This window comes from Hominibacterium faecale (assembly GCF_020734085.1).
Taxonomy (GTDB): domain Bacteria; phylum Bacillota; class Clostridia; order Peptostreptococcales; family Anaerovoracaceae; genus Hominibacterium; species Hominibacterium faecale.
This window is the reverse complement of record NZ_JAJAGH010000007.1, coordinates 149,196-171,966: the sequence shown is the minus strand read 5'-3', so window position 1 is coordinate 171,966 and position 22,771 is coordinate 149,196. Positions and strand designations below refer to the sequence as shown.

The following is a 22,771-nucleotide window of genomic DNA, read 5'->3' as shown; positions in this document are numbered from 1 at the left end:
TTGCAAGAGTGCGATTTTTTAATGCATATGAATGAGAGGATTCGAACCACTGAAAAAGCACCACGGATGTGAAATCCTGTGCTTTCTGTATGGCACCTGCTGCAATTTGCCGTGCAAATTGGGCTAGGATGCGCATAAAAGGCACTGAAGCTGAGTGACGGCTTGACAATTCAGGATATTCCTATGCATCGATAAACATATAATAAGAAAATGCCTTTCGTGACAAGATGACGCACTTAGCGGATATGCGTTGAAAACTAACTACTTTTAGTGTTTCGACTCTCAAATGTTACTCCGCTTTGATTTGCAAATATTCATTTCTTATTGTATAATACACATAAATACTGCAATCATTTGTATGTATTGTATTTTTTTTGAGAGGGGTAAGAATGAAAAATAGAACTAAGGTCCTTTGGACAGAGAAAGCTGAGTTTCCGATCGGGTGGGGAATAAAAAAACACTCGCATGACTATTACCACTTGTTTTATATTGTGGAAGGCAATGGTTCGTTTATCATTCATGAACAAGTTTTCGATGCTAAGCCTGATTTGTGCTATATCATACCTCCCGGAGTTCCCCATGAACTGGAGAAGGTAAAAGATAATACGCTGATATCGTATGAAATCAAGTTTTTGATTCATGATGAGGATATTGTGAAACATTTGAATTTAGAAACGCCGCAGTTTGTGGGAGATGAATTTTTTCGCAGTATCATACCCAGCATTGTGGCCAATGGAAGATCGAAAGACAGCTACTATATAAGAAATACTGACGCCTTCTTATGCTCGCTGCTCGTCCACATTGCGAATAAAAATGACGTGGAAGAGGCTCCCAATTCAGAGCTTATAGATACTGCAGGCTTTCACAAAATTACAATTAAAGCTATCGATTTTATCGAGCAGCAATATATGAAACGCATCTATCTGGACGATGTGGCGGACCATGTGGGATACAACCGGAATTATCTTTGCTCACTGTTTAAGAAGGACACAGATATCACCATAATTGACTACTTGAATTATGTTCGCATTCGAAAAGCTTGCGAGTATATTGTCTATAGCGATATAGACATGAACCGAATCTGTTACCGTGTAGGCTTTACAAACCCAAATCATTTCAACAGAACCTTTAAAAAATTTGTTGGACTTCCCCCTACCGTATTTAGTAAGCTGCACCCGTTCGATATAAACGACGACAATGATTCGGTTGATTCTACATTAAACAAACAACTTTTGACGGTTCCGGAAGCACTAAAAACGCTTAATCAAACGAATGAATGAGCATTAAAAAAGGGTGAATCCTCTGAAATGGGATTTCACCCTTTAAAGTCACTTAAAAATACTGTTCACTTTTACAAAAGCACCTGTGTTACAGCCGGAATATATGTTGTCAGAAGCAGTGCTATGCATAACACTCCGACAAATAAAAATGCGGTTTTAAACATACGATCCACCTTTACGCCTGAAATTGCGGAGGCAACGAATAAGGTTGTACCATACGGCGGTGTAACAAAGCCAATGCCAAGATTCATCGCCATAATAACGCCGAACTGTACAGGATCAACCCCCAGCTGAACCACTAACGGCAAAAATATAGGAGCTATAATGATGATTGCCGGTATAATGTCGATTACCATACCAACGAGCAATAATATGACATTAATCATAAGCAGGATGACGATTTTATTTGTAGTAATACCGGTAATAGCATCTACGATTACATCGGGAATGCGTTCAACTGTTATAAACTTGCACATTGCTCCCGAAAAGCCCATGATAAAACTCGTTACACCATTGAGAATTGCGGTTTTATACAGCGCATCCGCCAGTTTCTTCAGCGTAAGCTGCTTATAGACAAACGCGCCTATTATAATCGAATAAACAACAGCAACTACCGCTGATTCCGTAGGTGTGAACACGCCGGTATAGATTCCGCCCAATATGATAACCGGTGCGAGCAGCGCCCAAATACCATTTTTTAAAGAGATTGCTATATTTTTAATAGACGGCCTTGTATCGCTTCCTCCATAGTGATTTTTTTTCGAAACAATAAAACAGGTAATCATCAGCGCTAATGCCATCAACAATCCCGGAATGATTCCGGCAATAAGCAAATCCCCAATACTAGTGCTGGTTACAACCCCGTATATGACAAAGGGGATGCTGGGAGGAATGATGATTCCGATCGAACCTGCTGCTGCTAAAAGCGTACTGCTGAATACCCGATTATATTTCTTTTCTTCCATCGCAGGAATTAAAAGCGAACCTACGGCTGATGTCGTAGCGTTTCCTGATCCAGTAATGGCTCCAAAAAAAGTGCTGGTCAGTATTGCAACAATCCCTAAGCCGCCTGTTACAAATCCCACAATGGCATCTGCAATATCAACAAGACGTTTTGCGATGCCCCCCTCGCTCATGATGACTCCGGCAAATATAAAAAACGGCACTGCGAGTAATACAAATGAGTTTAATCCGGTAAAGGCGTTTTGCGGAACAATGGAAACCGATATATCTGAGAAGAAAACAAATGTGATAATTGAAGAAAAACCGATTGCGTATCCAATTGGCATTCCGATAAAGATCATTACCATCATCACGCCAAACATCACCATCATGCCAGTCATGCTGTTTCTCCTCCTTTCACCATATCATGGATATTCATATAAATGACGCCTATTAATCTGGCGCATACAAGCACAGAGCTAATAGGCAGACAAAGGTAAACGATCCACATGGGAATACCGGTCGCCGCAGCGACAACGGCCGAATTCATCTGTGTGGTGATCAGTTCCATCCCATAGACCAATATGATGAAGCTTGTAACCATCCACGCGATATTTCCGACAAGTTCCATAAATTTTTGTGCATGTATAAACCCTTTCTTTTTCAGAATATCCAAGACAATTGTAATCTGAATATGCTCATGATTCACCATTCCTGCACTAACACCAATCCATGAAATCCACACAAAAATAAACTTACCGATTTCTTCCGACCAAAACAACGAATTCCCAAATACATATCTCGTTACTACTTGCGCAAAAATGATAACAACCATCAATGCCATCATTATGATCAGAAACCATTTTTCAATGTTGTTATAGATATTTATGTATTTCCTTAATGTGTTCATGCAGCCCTCCTTCTAAAATATTAGAAAAGCCAGCGTCTCATCTATGCTTGACATGAATATTTGACACTGGCTTTGCGATATGCCGTTTAGAGTCCTAACAATTCATAAAGCTTTTTATCTACTTTATCGCTGTACGCATCATATACACTCTTACTGGCGTCCTTGAACGTCTTAACATCCGACTTGGAAAGCTCTGTTTTTTTAACGCCTGCTTGATCGAGCACGCCAAACGATTCTTTTTCCGCATCTTGAATCAGATTTCTTTCTTCTTGCTTGTATGCCTTCTGGCTGGCATCAAGGATGATCTGCTGCTGTTCCTCAGTCAACGAATGAAAGAAATCTTCATTGATTACACTAACAAGAACCATGGCCTTATGGTTGCTGATGGTATAATATTTGCCTAATTCCTGAAATTTATTGCTTACCATGGCAAGCGGAGATGTATCAACGCCGTCAATTGTACCTTGCTGAAGCGCAGTGTACACTTCGCTCATTCCCATCGGGGTGGCCGTTGATCCCCAGGCATTATAAATCGTCGTATTCATCTGACTATCCATGGTCCTGATTTTGAGGCCGGCCATATCAGATACCTTCGTTATAGGTTTTTTAACATTGAGAACAATATTAAAGGAGCCATCTGCGAAATCGAGGCATTTTATCTTTGATTTTTCAGAAAGGCCATCGCTGAGAAGTTTACCGTATTCACCATCAACCATACTATACATAGTTTCTCTATCTTCGAATACATACGGTAAGTCGATCGAATACCAGTTCGGGTCATATGCTGCCATATACGCCGCTGATATTGTTCCCATTTCAAGGTTACCCATGTTTATGGATTCAGCGATTTCCTTTTCGTCGCCCATAGCCGAATCGCTGTAATATTCAACCTGCATTGTCCCGCCTGAATTTTCCTCAACTTCTTTCTCGAAAATTTCCGTAGCTTTTGAGATTGGCACGTCCTTCGTTTCATCTGAAGCAAGTCTAATTGTGATCGTGTCTCCGGAAGCAGTTTTTTCTGAAGAATCCTCACCGCATCCGGTAAAGACAAAGATGCTGCTTACCAAACACAGCGCGGTTATCATAGCCATTAACACTTTCTTTTTCATAATTTTCTTCCTCCTAAGTATGATTACTTTTACTGAAGCAAATAAATGAGTTTGAGACGCAATGTCTTTCATCACGATCTCCGTATTTGTTCTATATTAGCATATTTTAATATAAGTGTAAAGCGCGATGCATGATTTCTATTGGTGATTTTAATAAAGTAATTACTTTTTTTCGGAAATATTGTGCTATTTTAAACAAATAATGAATAATGTTTATCATATTTTATTTATTTTCGAATAGCGCTCGCTGAGGCGTCACACTTAATAAATGTGCATATTTTCATTTTTTGACTTGAATTTCGTATTTTTGCGTGATATGATCTACCTGTAAATATTCTGTTGTAGTGAAAGGATGTGATGGTATGATGGCAAATTCAGAAAATAAAGAGCTTCGCAGATTGGCAGCAGATATACGGATCAAGGCTTTATATTGCATGGCTGGGGCCGGGGGCGGCCATGTAGGCGGTGCAATGTCAATTTGTGATGTCTTATCCGTATTGTATGGAAAAATAATGAAATATGATTCGGATAGACCTGATTGGGAAGATAGGGACAGGTTAGTGGTTTCGAAAGGACATAGCGGCCCAGCGGTGTATGCAGCCCTCGCATTGAGCGGTTTTTTTTCAATGACATGGCTCGACACGCTCAATCAGGGAGGAACAAATTTGCCAAGTCACTGCGACAGGATCCGGACGCCGGGTATTGACATGTCCACGGGTTCCCTTGGACAGGGAATTTCCGTAGCCTGCGGAATGGCAGCCGCATTGAGAAAGGAAGAAAGTTCATCAAGGGTCTATACCATATTAGGTGATGGAGAACTCCAAGAAGGACAAGTATGGGAAGCTTTTCAGTTCCTCGCGCATCAAAAACTGAATAATATGACCGTATATATAGATAACAACAAGAAACAGTTAGATGGTTTTCTTGATGAGGTATGCGAACCATTTGATCTTCAGAAAAAGGTTGAGGGGTTTGGACTGAAATGCAAAACAGTAAAAGGGTATGATGTTGATGAAGTTCTTCAAGCCACGCAAGAAAGCATGAAGGAAGGCGGACCAAGGGTGATTATCCTTGATACGGTGAAGGGAATCGGATGCAGCTTTGCGGAAGAAGCGCAAGCAAACCACCATATGAGTTTTACAAAGGAAGATGCAGAGCGGGCCGAGGCCGAAATCAATCGCAGATATGAAGCGGGAATCGTGAAAAAGGAGGCGGCTTATGAATAAGGTGCTTAGCTTGGCGGACTATTCTGCCATGAGTGATAGGGAAATGAGAGAGGCATATTCGGATACAATGCTTGAACTTGGGGCGGCCAACAAAAACATTATGGTACTGGATGTTGACTGCAGCAGATCGATGGCATCCGGAGCCTTTAAAAAGGCTTATCCTGAGCAATATATGAATATAGGGATACAGGAAGCAAATGCCGTAGGGGTTGCAGCCGGATTGTCAGCCGAAAAACAAATTCCGTTTTTAAATGCGTTCGGCGTTTTTGCCACAAGAAGAGTTTTTGACCAAGTCTTTTTATCATGCGGATATGCAAAATTAAATGTAAAAATCATAGGCTGGGATGCAGGAATCGGTGCAGAAGCAAATGGAGGGACTCATATGCCGTTTGAGGATATGGGGATCATGAGAAGTATTCCTGAAATGATTGTCGTTGAGCCTGCAGATCCGGCGGCGTTAAAACAAATACTGGTAAAATGCGCCGAGCTTTATGGAAATGTATATATAAGAAGCATGCGTAAACAGGTACCATGTGTTTACCATGATGACCTTACCCTGGAGATCGGAAAAGCAAATTTGCTGAAACAGGGAGAGGATTTGACAATTATTGCGTGCGGCTTGATGGTGTCGGAAGCGCTGAAAGCGGCTGATGTGCTAAAAAGTCGCGGAGTAAATGCACGCGTGGTAGATATGTTTACGATTAAACCCCTTGACGAAGAAGCTGTCATAAAATGCGCCAAGGAAACAGGAGCGATTGTGGTCGCAGAAAATCATAGAAGCGTTAACGGTCTGTACAGCGCAGTCTCTGATTGCGCATCAGCCAACTGTCCTTGCCCGATTGAAGCCGTTGGCGTCGATGATATATTTGGTGAGGTTGGAAAAAAAGATTATCTTATGGAGAGATTTGGGCTTACGTTCAGGGAAATATCAGATAAAGCATTAAATGTTCTGAAGAGAAAGGAAAAATAAATGTTTACCAAACAGGAAATGATCGATCGGGCAAAAGCAGTAATGCCGGGCGGGGTTAATTCGTCCATACGCAACATAGAACCGTTTATGATGTGGAAAGAAGGCGACGGCGCATATCTCTGGGATTGGGACGGAAAAAAATATGTCGATTACAATGGATGCTGGGGACCATATATTCTTGGATATAACAGTCCTGTTGTAAAGAATGCGGTGATAGAGTCAATTGACAGGCATGACCAGTATGGCGTCGGAGTTACAGAACTTGAAATAGAATTAGCCGAACGTATTTGCAAGCATGTCCCATGTGCTGACAAAGCGCTTGCATGCAGTTCGGGTTCAGAGGCTACCTATCATGCGATCCGAGCTGCAAGAGCCTTCACAGGACGTGAAAAGGTCATAAAGTTTCAAGGGTGTTTCCATGGGTGGCATGATTATGTTTTAAGAAACTGCTATACCCCGGCTGATATGCTTTATAAACGCAATCCAAATTCAGCGGGAATGTTTGATGCTGCGGTTGACGCTACGTTAGTATGCAGGCTGAATGATCTGGAAAATGTGGAACAAACGATGAACCGTAATAAAGGTGAGGTCGCGGCGCTGATCGTCGAGCCGATCGCCCATAATCTGGGGTGTGTAAAGCTATCGGATGAGTTTCTTAAGGGACTTAGGAGACTTTGCGATGAGCATGGCATTGTACTTATTTTCGATGAAGTCATTACAGGTTTCAGAGTTGGACTTGGCGGATATCAAGGTATATGCGGAGTGATTCCGGATTTAACAACAATGGGAAAAGCCCTTGGAAGCGGATACCCAATCGCTTTCATTATGGGACGGGATGAAATCATGAATACATTCAGTACCAATTCTGAGGGCAATGTAAGCTTTCAAGGAACGACAAACGGCCATCCGGCCTGTGTGGCGGCAGCGATTGCGACGATTGATTTTTTGGAAAAAGAGCCTGTATTTGATTCTATCTTTGAGTTGGGCGACTATTTTCGCAAGAATATGCAGTGGCTCTTTGATCAGTATGAGCAGGGAGTGTCTGTCATAGGCTATGGTTCCATTTCCGTGCCGATATGGGCAGAAGGGCCTTTTAACAACCATGAAGACATTTTGCGCGGCGATGCTGAAAAGTCAATCGCGTTCCGAAAAGCAATGATCGAAAGAGGGCATTATTGGGCCCCTGCAGAGCCAAAGAGACTTACAATTTCCTACGCCCATAAAAAGGAAGATATCGACAGCACGTTAGAAGCTATGGAATATGTGCTGAAAGAGGAGGGCAATACATGAAAAAAATCGGAATCTTAACCAGTGGCGGAGATGCCCCTGGCATGAATTCTGTAATCCATACGGTTGTACACTGCGCAATGACATACGGTATGGAGGTAATGGGAATTGAGCGCGGATACAGTGGACTAATTAATGATGAAATGAAGTTGATGAGTTACAAATCCGTTGAAGATATCATGCAGCGAGGCGGTACGGTTCTTAAGACTGCCAGATGTGAAGGGTTTCTTACGGCTGAAGGAAGGCAAGCCGCTTTGAAAAATTTGCGGCTTCATGGAATGGATTCCTTAATTATATGCGGCGGCGACGGATCCTTTCATGGCGCTTTGGAATTGAAAAAACTTGGTATAAACGTCATATGCATTCCCTGTACAATCGACAATGATATGGGATATACGGATTATGCGATCGGTTTTGATACGGCCGTGGGAACAGTTCTCGATGCAGTCAGCAAAATACAGGATACGGCAAGTTCACACGACAGAACAACGATTGTAGAAGTTATGGGGAGGAATTGTGGTCAAGCAATCGGAATACAGAAAGATACGGTGATAAGCATGGATTTACAGGATGCGGTGGAAATGCCGGCAATATGCAATTTGGAATTGATTGAATTAGCGGATTTTCTTTCAAAGTAAGGATAAGGGGGAATACCTATGGCGTTCATAACAACAAAGGAAAGACCTTTTCATTTTCCAAAAATACGTGAAATGCCTGTTAAGATGTTGTATAATGTAGCAATAGGCGGGTAGTTGAATGAAAAATGATGTTGTAATGTATGAAAAGGTCTACCAGATCTTAAAAAATAAAATTATGTCCGGTTTGCTCACCAAAGGTACAAAACTGCCCTCGCGAGCGAACCTCTGCCAGGAGTTTCAGACCTCGGAAAAAACGATACGCCGCGCATTGAAAATGTTGATTGAGGAAGGCCTTGTTGAAACAGAGCAGCGAAAGCGGCCTACGGTTTCTTATGCGTATACTGGAGGACTGCCTGCACCTGCAGATTCCCGTTTTCATAGAATGGCGCATGCCGCGTCGATCAATGATATTATAAAAACAGGTATTCTGCTCTGCTATCCGATCAATGAGAGGGGACTCCGCCTTTGTAGGGGAAAAGACTGGGATATCCCCAAAGCAATTGTAGAGAAAATGGATCCGCAAAAGCCGGCTGAATTCTGGAACCTTTCCAATCGGTTTTGGCGCTTTTTTATCTGTAGAACAGAAAACGATTTGATCGTACGCATTGTGGATCATCTAGGTTTTGGAGGGCTGGAACTGTTGCCGGGGACTTTTGAGTTGAGAAAAAACTATCGCACAGGCCTGGAAAATTTGATGCAAACAATGAAGGACGGAGATGAGCCGGAACGCGTTCACTTCGACGAGCTGTTTGTGCTGTATGGATTGCCTTCGGAAAATGGAGAGGAGCTTTCCGGGCGTCAGTTAGAAGTCAAATCTTCGCTGCAAATCGAAGCAAAAGAGTTGGAACATCAGATCAGCAAGGCCCAGGAACGATATTCCAGCGTGTATCTGGATATTATCGGACTGATTGCTATGGGGCGATATCGGTTGGGTGACCGTTTGCCGCCGTATCAGGAAATGAGCAAGTACTACTGCGTCAGCATCGACACAATTTCAAAAGCAATCTCGATTTTGCAGAGGTTGGGTGTTGTGACAGCGGTACGGGGCAGAGGAACATTTATAGCCATTAATCAGGATGATTTGAAAAAGATCCAAATCGATCCGGAATTGATCGCCTGTCATGTGCGGCGTTTTGTGGATAGTATGGAACTGCTTTCCATGACCATTGAGGGCGTGGCGGCCCATGTGGCGGCTCATGTTTTACAGGAAGATGCCCGCTGGCTCTCGAATGAATTGAATCGACTCTGGAAAGACGGATATATGTACCAGAGTTCTCCCAGTGTACTGCTGGATTTTTTGGTAGAGCATATTCAGTATGACACATTGCAGGCTGTTTACAGAGTGGTACAGTCCAATTATCGTATTGAAAGAAGTATTCCAAAGCTGATTGACCGAAAAAAGACCCCTGGAGACTATAAACTTTTTCAAATGAGTATGGAGGCAGCCAATTATTTGATGGAAAGTGATCCTGCTCATTATGCGAAAAAGATGAAAGAGGTCTTTGATTATACTCGGCATATGGCGGTGTCCGCATGCAAGCGGCAGGGCTACTGGGAGGCTGCCATGAAAGTGTACGATGGGACGATGCTTTGGAAGTAATAGAAGTTATTACTTGGGCCATGCAATAATCCATGGCTGTGGATCCAGATTCGCGGAAGTAGCGTGTCTTGCGGGCTGGAACCAATCGCAGAGGAATCGTTCGACTCCCATAATATAATATCCATCCTGATAATGGTCTGTCGTATCATAAGAATCGCCGAAAATGAGAACATCATCACTAAAATCATCAGTGCCCATTGTGTCATAGCCGATAATATTCATGTAGTGTCCGCCATAATCGAACCATTGGACGATGATAGGGCGCTGCTGTTTCAGATGGCCTGTTACCCAGTCAGTAAAATCAGCGGTAGCTTTATCCCAGTCAGCGTCATAGTCAAAGGTGTATTCTCCATTTACACTTCTCTCATAGTTCCATCCGATTTTCTTAAAGAACTTTTCAAGCCCGTCAATTCCAACGCCCTTTTCGGTCGTACCGGCCATTTTAGCGATGGTTCGTTCATCATAATCCGTATTCCCATGCCAATTCATCGTCATAAATACAGATGCAGCACCGCAGCTGTATTCAGTTGTTTCCTCATATGGTGCAAAATTCGAAAGGATCGTCAGAGTATCGGTTGACTTCATGTTATAGACATCCAGTATCTTAAAATATGGAGTATCAAAATGGTCACCCACCGATTCATAAGAAGCTCCTCCGCCTTCAAGCTCACCATATTCCGCAGGCGTTGGGAGCAGATGCTTTTCATAAGGCGTATCCGCCGCACCTGCCGATTTTTGAGAATCCGTGCTTTTGTCAGAACAGGCTAACATAAAGGATGCCATTACCAAGGCCAACACAACGAATAAAACTTTTTTCGATTTCATAAGTAACCTCCTTATCAATTTGTTTTGTTATATTGTATAATGAATATACACAACAAAAAAGAAAGATTTTGCTCAGAAAAATATTCCTGTTGCGCAAACATACAAAAATAAGTTTTTTGTATTTACAAGTAGGGGTGATCACATGCTCTTAGAAAGTATCAATTATCTGGAAGAATTGCCTGCTTCCATCGAATTTCAATCCGTATTGGAAGAACCATATCATTACCACAAAGAACTGGAGCTTGTTCTTGTACTTCGGGGAACGACAAGCTTGAAGGTCCGCCATAGTCAGTATAAATTAAGCGAGGGTGATTTAATTTTGATCGATATGCGGGATCTCCATCAATTCTACAACGCAACAGAAGATATTCTGACCGTTGTAATGCATTTGGACGCGGCCTGCTTTTCGCATCTATACCCGGATATTGAAATCATGGTCTTTACATGCGAAGAATGTTCAGAAGCTTTTCAAGACGCAGAATACGGCCTAAAAAACAAGGTGGAGCTATTAAAACATGTTCTTGGCTGCATTATGTTGGAAACGGCAAAGGAAAAAAAGAACCGCTCATATATAATGGAAATGCTGGAACGGTTGGTCCATACACTGGTGAAAGAATTCCAGGGCTTTTACATCGAAAACCACTGCTTTAAAGTATCCCAGGAAACTGCAAAAGAACTCGATATCAAGAGGGCCTACCAGATAATCAAATATATCGGGCAAAATTATGAAAACAAAATCAGTCTGCAGGAAGCAGCGGAGCATGTGTATCTGAGCCCTTATTATGTTTCACATCTATTGAAGGTGCAAGAAGATCAGGCAATGAGGATTTTGATGAGCAGGATCCCTTCCCTTAATTCCCGAAAAGCAGATTCCCTTGCCCAAAACATGAAAGTAAATCAACCGGACGTAAAAGAAATGGACCAAGGAAAGAACGCGCTTTTTCAGGAGGATCGGATGCAGAAGCTTTTCCCGGAAAACTTGCCTTCGTGGCAAAGAGAGGAATATGTGATCGAAGCACTGGAATATTATAAGAAATACCGATGGAAAAGATCAAGAAATGAGGCTGTACTGAGACGAATTGACTACTTCAGCAATAGACGCGTTACGGAAAATTTTTAACAAATTTCGATTTTACGCAAAGATGCGCATTTACGACGACTCATATTGAGAACATGAGCATTGATACTGCGTTGCCGTAAGGTATAGAATCGTGAAAGAAACTCGACTTGGCCCATTTCTTATTATAGACGGAACAGGAGGAAGAAATGAAAAGTACATACAAATTGATTGATGAAAAAACATGGGACCGCGCAATGCATTGCATGGTTTTTAGGAACAGCGTCGAACCTGCATTTTGTGTGACCTTTGAAGCAGACATTACAAATTTCAGGCGTAAAGTCAAGAAACAGGGGCTTTCTTTCACCATGGCTATGGTTTTCGCTGTATGTAAATGCGCAAATGAAATTGAAGCCTTTCGCTATCGTTTTGTAGGTGGAAAGGTCGCATTATTCGATCGGATTGACACGGCGTTCACATATTTGAACAAGGATACGGAGCTCTTCAAGGTCGTCAATGTGCCCATGACAAACGACTTGAAAACATACTGTGAATTGGCAATGAAAACAGCAACTGAACAAAAGGAATATTTTACAGGACCTTTGGCAAACGATGTGTTTCAATGTTCCCCCATGCCGTGGGTTACTTATACCCATATTTCACATACCAATTCGGGGCAAAAAGATAACGCAACACCCCTGTTTGATTGGGGGAAATATTACGAAAAAGAGGGGAAAACTCTAATACCGATCTCGGTGCAGGCCCATCACTCCTTTGTGGATGGCCTGCACATCGGACAGTTTGTAGATAAATTGCAGGAATTTTTTGATAGAGGGAGTAAAGAGTGACTATGAAAGTGGAACAGTTTGTAATGGCATATAAAGTGGAGCAGGATCGTCTGCGGGCCATGCTGCCGGAAGGGTTTGAATCCCTCAGACCAGTGTTGAGAATCAATGCGGAAATACGAAAAACTGACAAAGATGAAACTGTTTACGTGGAACTTAATACGCCTGTCGCAGCGTTTAACAAACGGGGCTGGCTGAATATTGCCAATTGGAAAAGCCCTGCCACAGATATTTCGTATGAGAGAAGTGGAGCCGCGGTTACTTTTCAGTGTCCGTTTCTGGAAATCACCTATACTGGAGTGAGTGTTGAAGGCGGCTGCCCGGCGGAAAAAGATAATGACGGCTGCTTTTTCATCGGAGAACAAACAGACTTTCGAACAACAGAGGTGATCGATCAAAATAAAGAATTCTGTGACTGTCAATTTGAATGGAAATTCGCTGATGGCGATGCTCACGGAATAAGCATTGGCGGCAAATCTGTGCCAGCCTGTCCAACGGAGCCCCAGCAAACTTACGAGAGGCAGGAACTTTCGGCGCAAGCGGCAGCATCAATAAACTGCGAACAAATTCTGGGGTCTTATGTTGTTCGGTTTGAAAGGTGATGGATACACTTCTCATTGTCAGAAAATATTGGATTTGCCAGGGTTCTATAAAAAATAGAGATACGTTGCGAGCTGTATCGCCAGAAAGAAAGCCGTGAAAACATCCAGTATCATAATTCTTGTAAATAGGCTGTAATGTTGATAGTTGCTGCTCTGTTTTTAAGTCTGCATGAAAAAAGTGTCAAAATGGAGGTCGTTCTTCGCCAATACCGATATTTTCGATTGAACTATATATTCGAGAAAGGAAACTAAAAAAGTTAGCTGATGAGGATGAATCTTATTTAAAAAATGCAGAGATGGAATGGCTATTCATATATTTATTCGCATTTGATCAATCGGAAGCTAGAAAGGTGTAAAATCAATGAAATATAAAATAAATGATCAAGATCTCAGCTCCTCCACATTTATTCCATTTGTAAACGGAATATGGCCGGGAGAGTATGACTCGGATAAAACGCAGGCCGCACTATCGAAAACATTGAATATCACTGCTTATGATGATGAAACACTTGTGGGCTGCCTGCGAATTCTTACAGACGGCTATTACTTCGGAACAATTACAGAGCTGCTGGTTCTTCCGGAGTACCAGAGACAGGGAATCGGCAGCAGACTTCTTCAGCTTGTCAGAGACAATACCCCAACCATGCTGTATTTTGGCGCCCAGCCGGGGCTGGAACATTTCTATGAAAAAAATGGATGTAAAAAGAGTTTGCAATCCTATATAATAGAACCAGAATGATAAAAATAGTTGTTTGACATTCGCCCCAATGAGTATTTGGCTCGGAACACCAAGGTGTTTCGGGCTTTTTCATTACACAAAATATCGCCTTTCATCGTGTCCTGCTATTTTGTATAAAAAATTCAGATAATTCAAATGATTTGTATTGACAAATGCAGTATAAGATGATAAATTTGAGTTGTCGACAATATAGATGATATGTCGACAATGAGAACAAAATATTAAATGATAATGACCAATTATTTGGACAGGGACGTGGAGGATGGAAGGAGATTGTTTCGGAATTGAAAATTTGGAGGTGAAAGTCATGAAATCGTAATACTGGTTAAACGTTGGAAAAATAAATTTGAGCACGATTATATTAGGAGGTTAGATATGAGCCGTTATTATGCAAGTATATTCAATGACGTGCTGGGTCCGGTGATGACGGGGCCGTCCAGCTCCGCTACTGCAGGACCGGGAAGAGTCGGGCGCATGGCCGGTATGCTGATGGAAGATGTGAAAGAAATTGAGATCCGCTTTGCAAGGGATGGCGGATTTGGAGAATCTTACAGAGGATCGATGACGGACATAGCCATTGTGGCCGGGATCTTGGGCATGGATCTGACCCATAAAGACTTTTTGAAAAGCTACGAAAAGGCGGAGGCCGCGGGGATTTCCGTTTCCATTGTCGTAGAAGATGTGGAAGTCATACACCCTGATTTAATTAAAATCAGCATGACCGGAAGGGACGGCGAGAAGGTAAAAATGGAAGGCGTTTCTCTTGGAGGCGCGATCATAGAGATCATTAGCATCAATGATATTGCAGTCAGCCTGAAAGGATCAACGACAGAGATCATCGTTATGGCGGATGAAAAACCCGAATGTATCGATACAATTACCGAAATTCTGCGAAACAGAGAGATACCGTTTGATGTAATCACAGAACCGGAGGATGCGCTGGCCGAAATCAGAGTATATGCCATTTTGGACGCAAAAGTCAAAAACGAGATTCAAGAGAAAATAAAAGATTACGGGGACCGAGTAAGAATTTTGGATCCAGTCATGCCAGTAGTAGATAAGCCGGATGTAAAGGTGAGCTATTCTACGGCAGCGGAGCTTCAAGCGTATTTGAAGACCCACGATATTCCCTTATGGGAAGCGGCTGTTTTGTATGAACAAGAACGCACGGGCTGGTCTCGTGAAGAGGTTTTAAATTTTGCAGAAATGCTGCTAGATCGGATGGGAGATTCCGTGGCCTACGGGATAAAAAGCGATTTCCAACTGAGCGGTTTTCTGACACCCAAGGCAGCGCAGCTTAAGAAGGCATATGAAGAAGGAAAATGGTTTGATACAGGAATTATCGCAGAAGCCTGCATCTATGCGGTAGCAGTAATGGAGTGCAATGCTGCATTGGGCATTTTGGTGGCCGGACCGACCGCGGGATCCTGCGGCGTTCTGCCTGGTATTTTGTTTTCCGCATATAACAAAGGAAACTATGATAAGCAGGACTTGGTGAAAGCGTTAATGTGCGCAGGGTTAATCGGTGTATTCATCGCAGAGCAGGCAACCTTTGCCGCAGAGGTCGCCGGATGTCAGGCGGAAAACGGGTCTGCCAGCGCTATGGCGGCGGCAGCAGGCGTGCATCTTCTGGGCGGAACCGCTGACCAGGCTTTGAACGCCGCAAGCCTTGCCTTTCAGCATCTATTGGGTCTTGTTTGTGATGCCCTGGGCGAATGCGCGGAAATCCCTTGTATCAGCAGGAATGCGGCTACCGTATCCAATGCCATCATAAGCGCGCAGCTGGCTGTCGGTGGATTCGACGGTGTGGTCCCGCTCGATGAAACCATTCAGGCAATGATGAATTGCGGAGAACTGATGGCAAGAGAATTGCGCGCTACAATGCTGGGCGGTTTGTGCATCACGCCGACGGGGCAGCGCATTGAAAAAGAAATGCAAAAGAAGTTTTATGTTGGAGATGAATGTGATGTGTGCAAGTCATGTAAATCTGAGAAAGGAAAAAAGGGAAATGAGTGATTATTTCAGACACTATGGTTACATAGAACCGGGCAAACAAATTCGTTATAGCTGCAACAAAGGCGGAATGGGAACCTGCGAGCCGGTGGGCATGATCGTGCTTGATGCATGGATGCCGTGTCCTCCCGGACATGTATCAAACGGATGGACCTTTGATTTTCCAGTACGATATGTGGAAGTGCCGGGAGCCAGCGTAGAACGGGTCGTGCATGAAGGTGATCAAGCAGTGGTGAATTTGCTCATTGAAGCGGCGAAAGGATTGGAAAAGGATGGATGCCGTCTGATTTTCGCTGATTGCGGATATTTTGGAAGATACCAAAAAGAAGTCGCTGCCGCAGTGGAGATACCAGTCTACATGTCGTCCGTGATTCAGGTGCCGTGGATTACGGTTTCTCTCAAATCGGACCAGAGCTTAGGTCTGATCTGCGCCTATGGTCCGGGATTGACTTACGATTTATTTGAAGCCTGCGGGGTGAGCAAACAGAATTTTGAACGTTGCGTTATTGTAGGCGCTTCGGCGGAATGCCCGGAATTCAATAAGTTAACCCAAGAAGAGGCAGGGGAATTCGATGGCGAAAAAGTAAGAGACGAATTGGTCCAACTGGCCGTCAAAACGAAAAAGGAACATCCTGAAATAGGCGCGTTCTTAATGGAATGTACGGATATTCCTCCGTATACGGCCGCAATTCAGGAGGCGGTCAACCTGCCAATTTTTGACGCGACGACTATGGTGAAATTCCTGTGCAACACAGTGACGCAGCGTCACTACGGCGGATTTATATAAAAACTGAAACAGTTATAGTTCAAATTCAAGGAGGTGTAGAATGACCAATAACGCGGGTGCGCCCCTCATTAACGATAACAGCAGGATTGTGGAGCGAGATGTAAAAGTATCGGCAATGGTATTCATCATTTTCAGCTTTTGCTGCGGAGGTTGTTTTGGGGTCGAGGAAATGATTTCCTCATCAGGACCCGGAATCGCGATTCTCGTTCTGATCCTAATGGTATTCTTTTGGGCGATTCCACAAATCTTTACGGCATCTGAACTGGGCTCCGCGATGCCTTACGCGGGCGGCTTTTACAAATGGATTCAAAATGCTTTAGGTGAATATTGGGCTTTCCAGTCCGGGTATTGCAGAACAATTTCCCAATATCTTGAAATGGCAGGGTATGTGGTGTTGGCCACAAATTATCTGGGCATGCTGGTGGACTTAACCAATATGTCGGCATATGCAGTAAAAGCAATCATTATTTTAATCATCACGGCGGTTAATCTGCGGGGTATCAATGAAGTCGGCTGGGTGAGCACGGCTCTGTCCATTATTGTAATGGCGGCATTTGCTTTTGTAGCGGTTATCGGATTCGTTCATATGGATCATAACCCGTTTGTCCCATTCTTTGACCGGGAGAACGGTTTGGGCTGGAGCATCTCAGGGTCACTGGCAATCGGTATTTGGATGTATTCCGGATATACGTCGATCTCTACCCTTGCGGGCGACTGTAAAGATAAAAGCGTTGTTTGGAAAGCCTTGCTGGTTGCATTGCCGCTTGCGGTTATAACCTATGTGGTGCCTACGATTGCCGGAGTAGCCTCTGTAGGACCTTGGCAGGAGTGGGGGATCAGCGTAAATTACAGTTCTGTCGCCCAGCTTGCGGGCGCTCAGTTTGGGCTCGCCTTTTGTATCGTTGCAATGGCCGGTAATATTTCCAGTTTTAATTCAGCAATGATTTCTTTATCAAGAGGATTTTATGCAATTGCAGAGGACAATCTGGCCCCGAAAGGCCTTACAAAAATCAGCCAAAAACGCGGTGTGCCGCATATTTCGATCCTCTCCATCGCAGTCGTGGCCCTGGCCACCTGTCAGTTGGATTTCGATGTGATCATTACGATTACCGTGACGCTGTCACTGGTGTATTATGTGTTAATCTTTATTTCCGGAATTTATATGCGTATAAAAGCGCCGGATTTGTACCGCCCGTTCCGAGTGCCACTGGGGAATGTCGGATATTCCCTCTTTATCCTGCCGGGAATCATCATTGCAGTGATCTCTCTGCTGATCAACGGCGCCGATTACTTCCTGGGCGGACAGTTTGGAATCCTCTTGATCCAATTCATATACCTTTGGTTTAAGATAAAGCGGGGAGGGCTCCATTCTACGGATCCCAAGAACAATCCGATCAACCCTAAGACGAAATTATGTTACGGGGACTTGGACAGAATGTTTAAATTGATTGGAGTTTTAGCGATTTTAGGCTTTATTTCCAGCCTCTTTCTTCCTTGGTACGAAGGCTCCTGGGGAGCCGAATACTACATGGAAACCTATGGGTTCGAAGGGGCATTTGAACTGATTATAACAGGAATCCGAGTAATGACAGGGGTATATGCTGTTTTAGCCGCGATTCTCTACGCACTCTCCCGGAAGTTCGATCCAAAGGAAAACTGGATTCCAGCCAATAAAATGTGGCAGGAAACATATATCAAATAGGACGTGCGAGGTATGCAGGCGTCTCTCGTCCCCTCCAGATAGGGGAGTGGAGGGGACGAGGGTGTCTCTGTATAAAGTTATGGTATATTCATGTTTACGTACAACTCTAAAATTTGCTTGTTTTCCTATTTCGCTGCAGCTTAGAAAGCTACAGCGTTTTTTTTCGTTCTTTTTCATATATTATTCCGTTGCACCGTATGGAAATATTGCGGGAGAAGAGGTAATGGAGATGGTTAACTGTTCTAACGTGTACGACATTTATCGAAAAATATAAAAAATTCCGACAGTTGCAGCATAAATATATTGACAATGGTCGAATAAAGTGATATGGTTATTTTGTCGATAATATAGATAACAAGTCGATAATAAAAACAAATAACTTAAAGTCGACAATGACGACGACAAACTCTGGAAGAAAGGGAGATGCTTATGAAACTTTCGGAAAAAGACAGAAAGATGCTCAACGGAGAATTTGGTGAAGTTAAAAAACTTGCAATGGAAAAAACCATTGAATATGCAAAGGTACTCGGCGCGGATGAGCTTGTGGACGTGGACAAAAGCACGAGCTGCTATGACGATATGTCTGATTTTTTAAAGTGCGGCGATGATCTTGATTCACGATATTCTCTCGCGTACTTAGGCAAGGAACTGAAGCTGGATTCGCTGGTGGCCGAACACTGCTTTTGCCAAGATGATGCCTGCAGCATTGACGGAGAATCCTGGGAAGCCTTAAACCAGACCAAAGAATTCTACGATTATGTCAAAGGCTACCTGGATCGCGCGCAGGAGCTGGGCGTTATCCGCGTGGGGTGCTGCACGCCGTATCTTACAGGCTGGATTCCTCTGATGGGAGAAGTTTTTGTTACAACCGAATCCAGCAATATATTGATGTGCAACTCGATTTTTGGGGCCAGAGGAAATTGCGGGGGACAAGCTACAACGTTCTTAGCTACTTTAACCGGGCGCACGCCGAAGTGGGGCTACCATCTGGATGAAAACCGGTATGGAACTCACATTGTGCATATCAAGTGCGAGACTGAGTCAAGGCAGGACTGGGATTTGCTGGGATACGTGCTGGGAACTCAATTGTCCAGCGGAGATGTTCCCATTATCGCAGATGGATTTAAAAAGCCAGACATTACGCTCCTGAAAAAGTTTTTTACTCCCCTTGCCACAACCAGCAACGCGGAGCTGTGCTTTTTCGTAGGCCTCTCGCCGGAAGCCAGAACCCTGGAGGATGCGTTAAAAGGACATGAGTCCACAGGCGAAATTACCATTACACAAGAAATGATAGATGATGCAAAAAGCCAATTGTGCCATTCACAGCCGGGTGAAGTGGACTATATCGAAATCGGCTGTCCCCACTGCGGGATCGAAGAGCTGCAGGAGTTTGCAGCTTACATGAGAGGGAAAAAGGTTAAGGACGGAGTAAAGTTTATCATCAACACCGCCTTTCCAATGCTAAAAACCGCAGAAGTAAACGGATATGCGCAAATACTGCGCCAGGCTGGCGTTTTCATTTCCACCTGCGGGTGCCTCAATGTACATTCGTGCGCAGCCGAAGGCGCAAAAGCCATCGCCTTATCATCGGCCAAATTGACTCACTATCAGAAGACGGAGCAAAGCATACCCGTCTATTACGGCTCGGATCAGGAATTGATGGATGCGGCGGTTACCGGTTACTGGGGAGGTAAGTAGATGAACAAAGATAAGATTTTACGGGGACGCCCATCGGGCGGCAAGCTTGCGGAAGGATACGCGCTGGTTTGCAAAAACAGCATCATGGGCTGGAATGGAATCGATGTTGAGACAGGTGTTATTACAGAAAAAGGCCACTCATATCAAGGCCAATCCATTGAAAACAAAATCCTTGTTCTTCCAGGCAGCAGAGGCTCAATCGGCTGGTCGGATTTCTTTTATGGCTGCCATCTGAACGGTCATGGCCCGGAGGGCTATGTGCTGACCAAGATGGATTCAAAATGCGGGACTGCTGTTGTAATGGCAGGAGTTCCCTGTGTAAGCGATTTCCCGGAAAAACAGGATCCGTGCCAATGCATTCGGACAGGGGATTATGTAAGGGTTAATGGCGAAAAGGGTATGGTGGAGATTTTGGAAAGGAGCATCAAAGGTTAGGCTATGAGAAAAGAAGACTTTAGAAATTGGTTATGTGAAAACCCTGAGATTGTAATTCTCGACGAGAATATCATCACCAAAGACGGCTTGAGCTGGGAGTGTCTGAAGGAATTCGGCGAACTGACCGTCTTCCATAATACGCCGCCGGAACTGGTTGCAAAACGGTGCAAAGATGCCGACATCATATTAACGTCAAAATGCGTGATTTCCAGATCAGTCATGGAGGTCTGCCCAAAGCTCAAATACATCGGCGTGCTGGCCACAGGCTACAACATGGTGGACCTGGAATATGCAAAAGAAAAGGCGATTACCGTAACCAATGTGCCTGCATATTCCACGGCATCGGTGGCACAGTTTACCATATCCATGATATTGATGCTGGCCGTACATGCGGAGCAGCACGCACAAGCGGTAAAGGAGGGGATGTGGCTCAATAGCAAAGAATTTTGTTTCACCATGACACCGCAAATGGAACTTGAAAACAAAGTGCTGGGCATTCTCGGATTTGGGAGAATCGGCAGAAGTGTGGCAAAAATCGCCTCAGCCATGGGTATGAAGGTGATGATTGCAACGAGCCATCCTGATGCAGCCATTACCCAGGAAAATAACAATATAGAATTTCATTCTCAGGATCATGTACTTCGAGCTGCTGACATTTTATCCCTTCACTGCCCGCTGACAAAGGAAAATGAGGGATTCATCAACCAGGCTGCCATCAGCAAGATGAAAAACGGCGTGATGATCGTCAATGCGGCCAGAGGCCGGCTGATCAATGAAACGGATTTGGCAGAAAACCTCAAAAATGGAAAAATCACAGCTGCGGCACTGGATGTATTATCGGTCGAGCCGGCACAGGAGGACAATGCTTTGTTAGCAGCGCCCAATTGTTTTATCACTCCCCATATGGCGTGGGCGACAAGAGAAGCGAGGGAGAGGCTCATAAAATGGACCTATGACAATTTGGCGGCCTTTTTACAAGGCGAAGCGTTAAATCGGATTGCTTAGAAATTATTGAAATGTGGAGGTGAGCGTTATGAAAAAAGTAACCGTGTTAGGGTCAGGAAGCGGGAGCCATGCCATGGCGGCAGATTTGGCGGCCATGGGCAATGAAGTGCATATGCTGGTTTTGCCGGAGTGGGAAATGGAGCTGAAAAATGTAAAGGAACGCGGATATATTACTGCGGAAGGTGTTCTCAACAAGAAGGTTTCGGTGGCGTCCGTAACAACAAATCCGAAAGAAGCGATAAAGGGCAGCGCATGTATTTTCTGTCCGCTGCCAGCCTTCGCCCAAGCCGCATATTTTGAATTGATCGCAGATGCTTTAGAGGACGGGCAGCTAGTTCTTCTCACTCCAGGATTGCTGGGGACCTTGGTTTTTCGCAAGGTACTGGAACGGAAGAAAATAGACAAGCATATTTTAATTGCGGAAACCAGCGAACTCCCGTACAGCTGCAGAGCCAAAGAGGGACATGTTGATATCATGTCTAAATCAAAGGTTTTGTGTGCGGCTTTTCCCGCAGCCAATACTGACCAAGTGCTTGATAAAGTATCGGAATTCTATTCCTTTGACCGGGCAAAAAATGTGCTGCAATGCGTAACCCACAGTACCAACCCTTGCTATCATGCTCCCGGATGCGTGCTCAACGCAGGCAGAATTGAGCGGTCAAAGGGAAATTTCTATCTATATGAAGAAGGAATTACGCCGTGCGTTGCCAGAGTCATGGAATGCCTGGAGGAAGAACGTATCCGAATTGCAGAGAAAGTGGGCGGCTGCCTGTTCACCGTCCCTGAGGAAATGGCCGGAGGCAGGGAACCCAGAAGTATCTTTGAAGAATTAAACGGGTGTATGTCAATGGAATACATAAAGGGACCCGAAAGTCTGGACGACCGATACTTAACGGAAGATATTCCCTATACAATGATGTGCTGGTTAACGATTGGACAGATTGCCGGGATAAAAACTCCTGTTACCAAGGCGATTATTACTTTAGGATCGCCAATTATGCAAATGGATATTGCAGCAAAAGGAAGAACTGCTCAGGAAATGGGTATCGACGAAATGACTTTGGATCAATTAATAAAATACGTTACAAATTGAGGAGGTGA

21 protein-coding genes are annotated in these 22,771 nt (G+C 43.9%); 17 read left to right on the top strand and 4 right to left on the bottom strand.

What is annotated here, in order from left to right; genetic code table 11:
* The first annotated feature begins 389 nt into the window (after positions 1–389).
* Entirely contained in the window at positions 390–1,280 is an 891-nt protein-coding gene (locus LG211_RS10445; protein WP_269477468.1) for a helix-turn-helix domain-containing protein, read from the top strand.
* A gap of 71 nt (positions 1,281–1,351) precedes the next feature.
* On the opposite strand, the gene LG211_RS10440 is transcribed toward LG211_RS10445, so the two are convergent.
* From LG211_RS10440 to LG211_RS10430, 3 genes are all read right to left on the bottom strand, one after another.
* Positions 1,352–2,623, bottom strand: coding sequence for a TRAP transporter large permease (locus LG211_RS10440; protein ID WP_269477467.1), 1,272 nt, complete (start codon positions 2,621–2,623; stop codon positions 1,352–1,354).
* Positions 2,620–3,132, bottom strand: a complete 513-nt coding sequence (locus tag LG211_RS10435) for a TRAP transporter small permease (protein ID WP_148396338.1) — start codon at positions 3,130–3,132, stop codon at positions 2,620–2,622. The genes LG211_RS10440 and LG211_RS10435 overlap by 4 nt, the downstream gene beginning before the upstream one ends.
* 86 nt (positions 3,133–3,218) lie before the next feature.
* Entirely contained in the window at positions 3,219–4,313 is a 1,095-nt protein-coding gene (locus tag LG211_RS10430; protein ID WP_148396339.1) for a TRAP transporter substrate-binding protein, read from the bottom strand.
* A gap of 290 nt (positions 4,314–4,603) precedes the next feature.
* Here LG211_RS10430 and LG211_RS10425 point away from each other — a divergent pair, with 290 nt between their 5' ends.
* From LG211_RS10425 to LG211_RS10405, 5 genes are all read left to right on the top strand, one after another.
* Entirely contained in the window at positions 4,604–5,467 is an 864-nt protein-coding gene (locus LG211_RS10425; protein ID WP_253019957.1) for a transketolase, read from the top strand.
* Entirely contained in the window at positions 5,460–6,437 is a 978-nt protein-coding gene (locus LG211_RS10420; RefSeq protein WP_269477466.1) for a transketolase family protein, read from the top strand. The genes LG211_RS10425 and LG211_RS10420 overlap by 8 nt, the downstream gene beginning before the upstream one ends.
* The gene (locus LG211_RS10415) at positions 6,438–7,727 is read left to right on the top strand and encodes an aspartate aminotransferase family protein (protein ID WP_148396342.1); all 1,290 of its coding nucleotides are present in this window, start codon (positions 6,438–6,440) and stop codon (positions 7,725–7,727) included.
* Positions 7,724–8,362 carry a 6-phosphofructokinase gene (locus LG211_RS10410; protein WP_465250796.1) on the top strand — a complete coding sequence of 213 codons (639 nt, stop codon included), beginning with the start codon at positions 7,724–7,726 and terminating at the stop codon, positions 8,360–8,362. Before LG211_RS10415 ends, LG211_RS10410 begins: the two co-directional genes overlap by 4 nt.
* A 118-nt stretch (positions 8,363–8,480) precedes the next feature.
* Positions 8,481–9,962: a GntR family transcriptional regulator gene (locus LG211_RS10405; RefSeq protein WP_269477465.1), complete on the top strand. Its 1,482-nt coding sequence runs from the start codon at positions 8,481–8,483 to the stop codon at positions 9,960–9,962.
* Between the two features lie 9 nt (positions 9,963–9,971).
* Here LG211_RS10405 and LG211_RS10400 read toward each other — a convergent pair whose 3' ends face one another.
* Positions 9,972–10,787: a C39 family peptidase gene (locus LG211_RS10400; protein ID WP_269477464.1), complete on the bottom strand. Its 816-nt coding sequence runs from the start codon at positions 10,785–10,787 to the stop codon at positions 9,972–9,974.
* Between the two features lie 142 nt (positions 10,788–10,929).
* Here LG211_RS10400 and LG211_RS10395 point away from each other — a divergent pair, with 142 nt between their 5' ends.
* From LG211_RS10395 to LG211_RS10345, 11 genes are all read left to right on the top strand, one after another.
* Positions 10,930–11,907 (top strand): cupin domain-containing protein, encoded by a 978-nt coding sequence (locus LG211_RS10395; RefSeq protein ID WP_269477463.1) that lies wholly within the window; start codon positions 10,930–10,932, stop codon positions 11,905–11,907.
* A gap of 146 nt (positions 11,908–12,053) precedes the next feature.
* Positions 12,054–12,692, top strand: a complete 639-nt coding sequence (locus LG211_RS10390; protein WP_269477462.1) for a CatA-like O-acetyltransferase — start codon at positions 12,054–12,056, stop codon at positions 12,690–12,692.
* On the top strand, positions 12,689–13,291 hold the full coding sequence (locus tag LG211_RS10385; RefSeq protein WP_148396348.1) for a hypothetical protein: 603 nt from the start codon (positions 12,689–12,691) through the stop codon (positions 13,289–13,291). Before LG211_RS10390 ends, LG211_RS10385 begins: the two co-directional genes overlap by 4 nt.
* Positions 13,292–13,652: 361 nt before the next feature.
* Entirely contained in the window at positions 13,653–14,030 is a 378-nt protein-coding gene (locus LG211_RS10380; protein WP_253019950.1) for a GNAT family N-acetyltransferase, read from the top strand.
* A gap of 375 nt (positions 14,031–14,405) precedes the next feature.
* A complete protein-coding gene (locus LG211_RS10375; RefSeq protein WP_148396349.1) occupies positions 14,406–16,046 on the top strand; it encodes an L-serine ammonia-lyase, iron-sulfur-dependent, subunit alpha in 1,641 nt (546 codons plus the stop codon).
* Positions 16,039–16,830: an aspartate/glutamate racemase family protein gene (locus LG211_RS10370; protein WP_269477461.1), complete on the top strand. Its 792-nt coding sequence runs from the start codon at positions 16,039–16,041 to the stop codon at positions 16,828–16,830. The genes LG211_RS10375 and LG211_RS10370 overlap by 8 nt, the downstream gene beginning before the upstream one ends.
* A gap of 40 nt (positions 16,831–16,870) precedes the next feature.
* Complete coding sequence (locus LG211_RS10365; protein WP_148396351.1) at positions 16,871–18,532, top strand: APC family permease; 1,662 nt, start codon at positions 16,871–16,873, stop codon at positions 18,530–18,532.
* 429 nt (positions 18,533–18,961) lie between these two features.
* Positions 18,962–20,230: an aconitase X gene (locus tag LG211_RS10360; RefSeq protein ID WP_269477460.1), complete on the top strand. Its 1,269-nt coding sequence runs from the start codon at positions 18,962–18,964 to the stop codon at positions 20,228–20,230.
* Complete coding sequence (locus LG211_RS10355) at positions 20,231–20,665, top strand: aconitase X swivel domain-containing protein (protein ID WP_269477459.1); 435 nt, start codon at positions 20,231–20,233, stop codon at positions 20,663–20,665.
* A 3-nt stretch (positions 20,666–20,668) separates the two neighbouring features.
* On the top strand, positions 20,669–21,670 hold the full coding sequence (locus tag LG211_RS10350) for a D-2-hydroxyacid dehydrogenase (protein ID WP_148396354.1): 1,002 nt from the start codon (positions 20,669–20,671) through the stop codon (positions 21,668–21,670).
* A 28-nt stretch (positions 21,671–21,698) separates the two neighbouring features.
* A complete protein-coding gene (locus LG211_RS10345; RefSeq protein WP_148396355.1) occupies positions 21,699–22,763 on the top strand; it encodes an NAD/NADP-dependent octopine/nopaline dehydrogenase family protein in 1,065 nt (354 codons plus the stop codon).
* Positions 22,764–22,771: the final 8 nt, after the last annotated feature.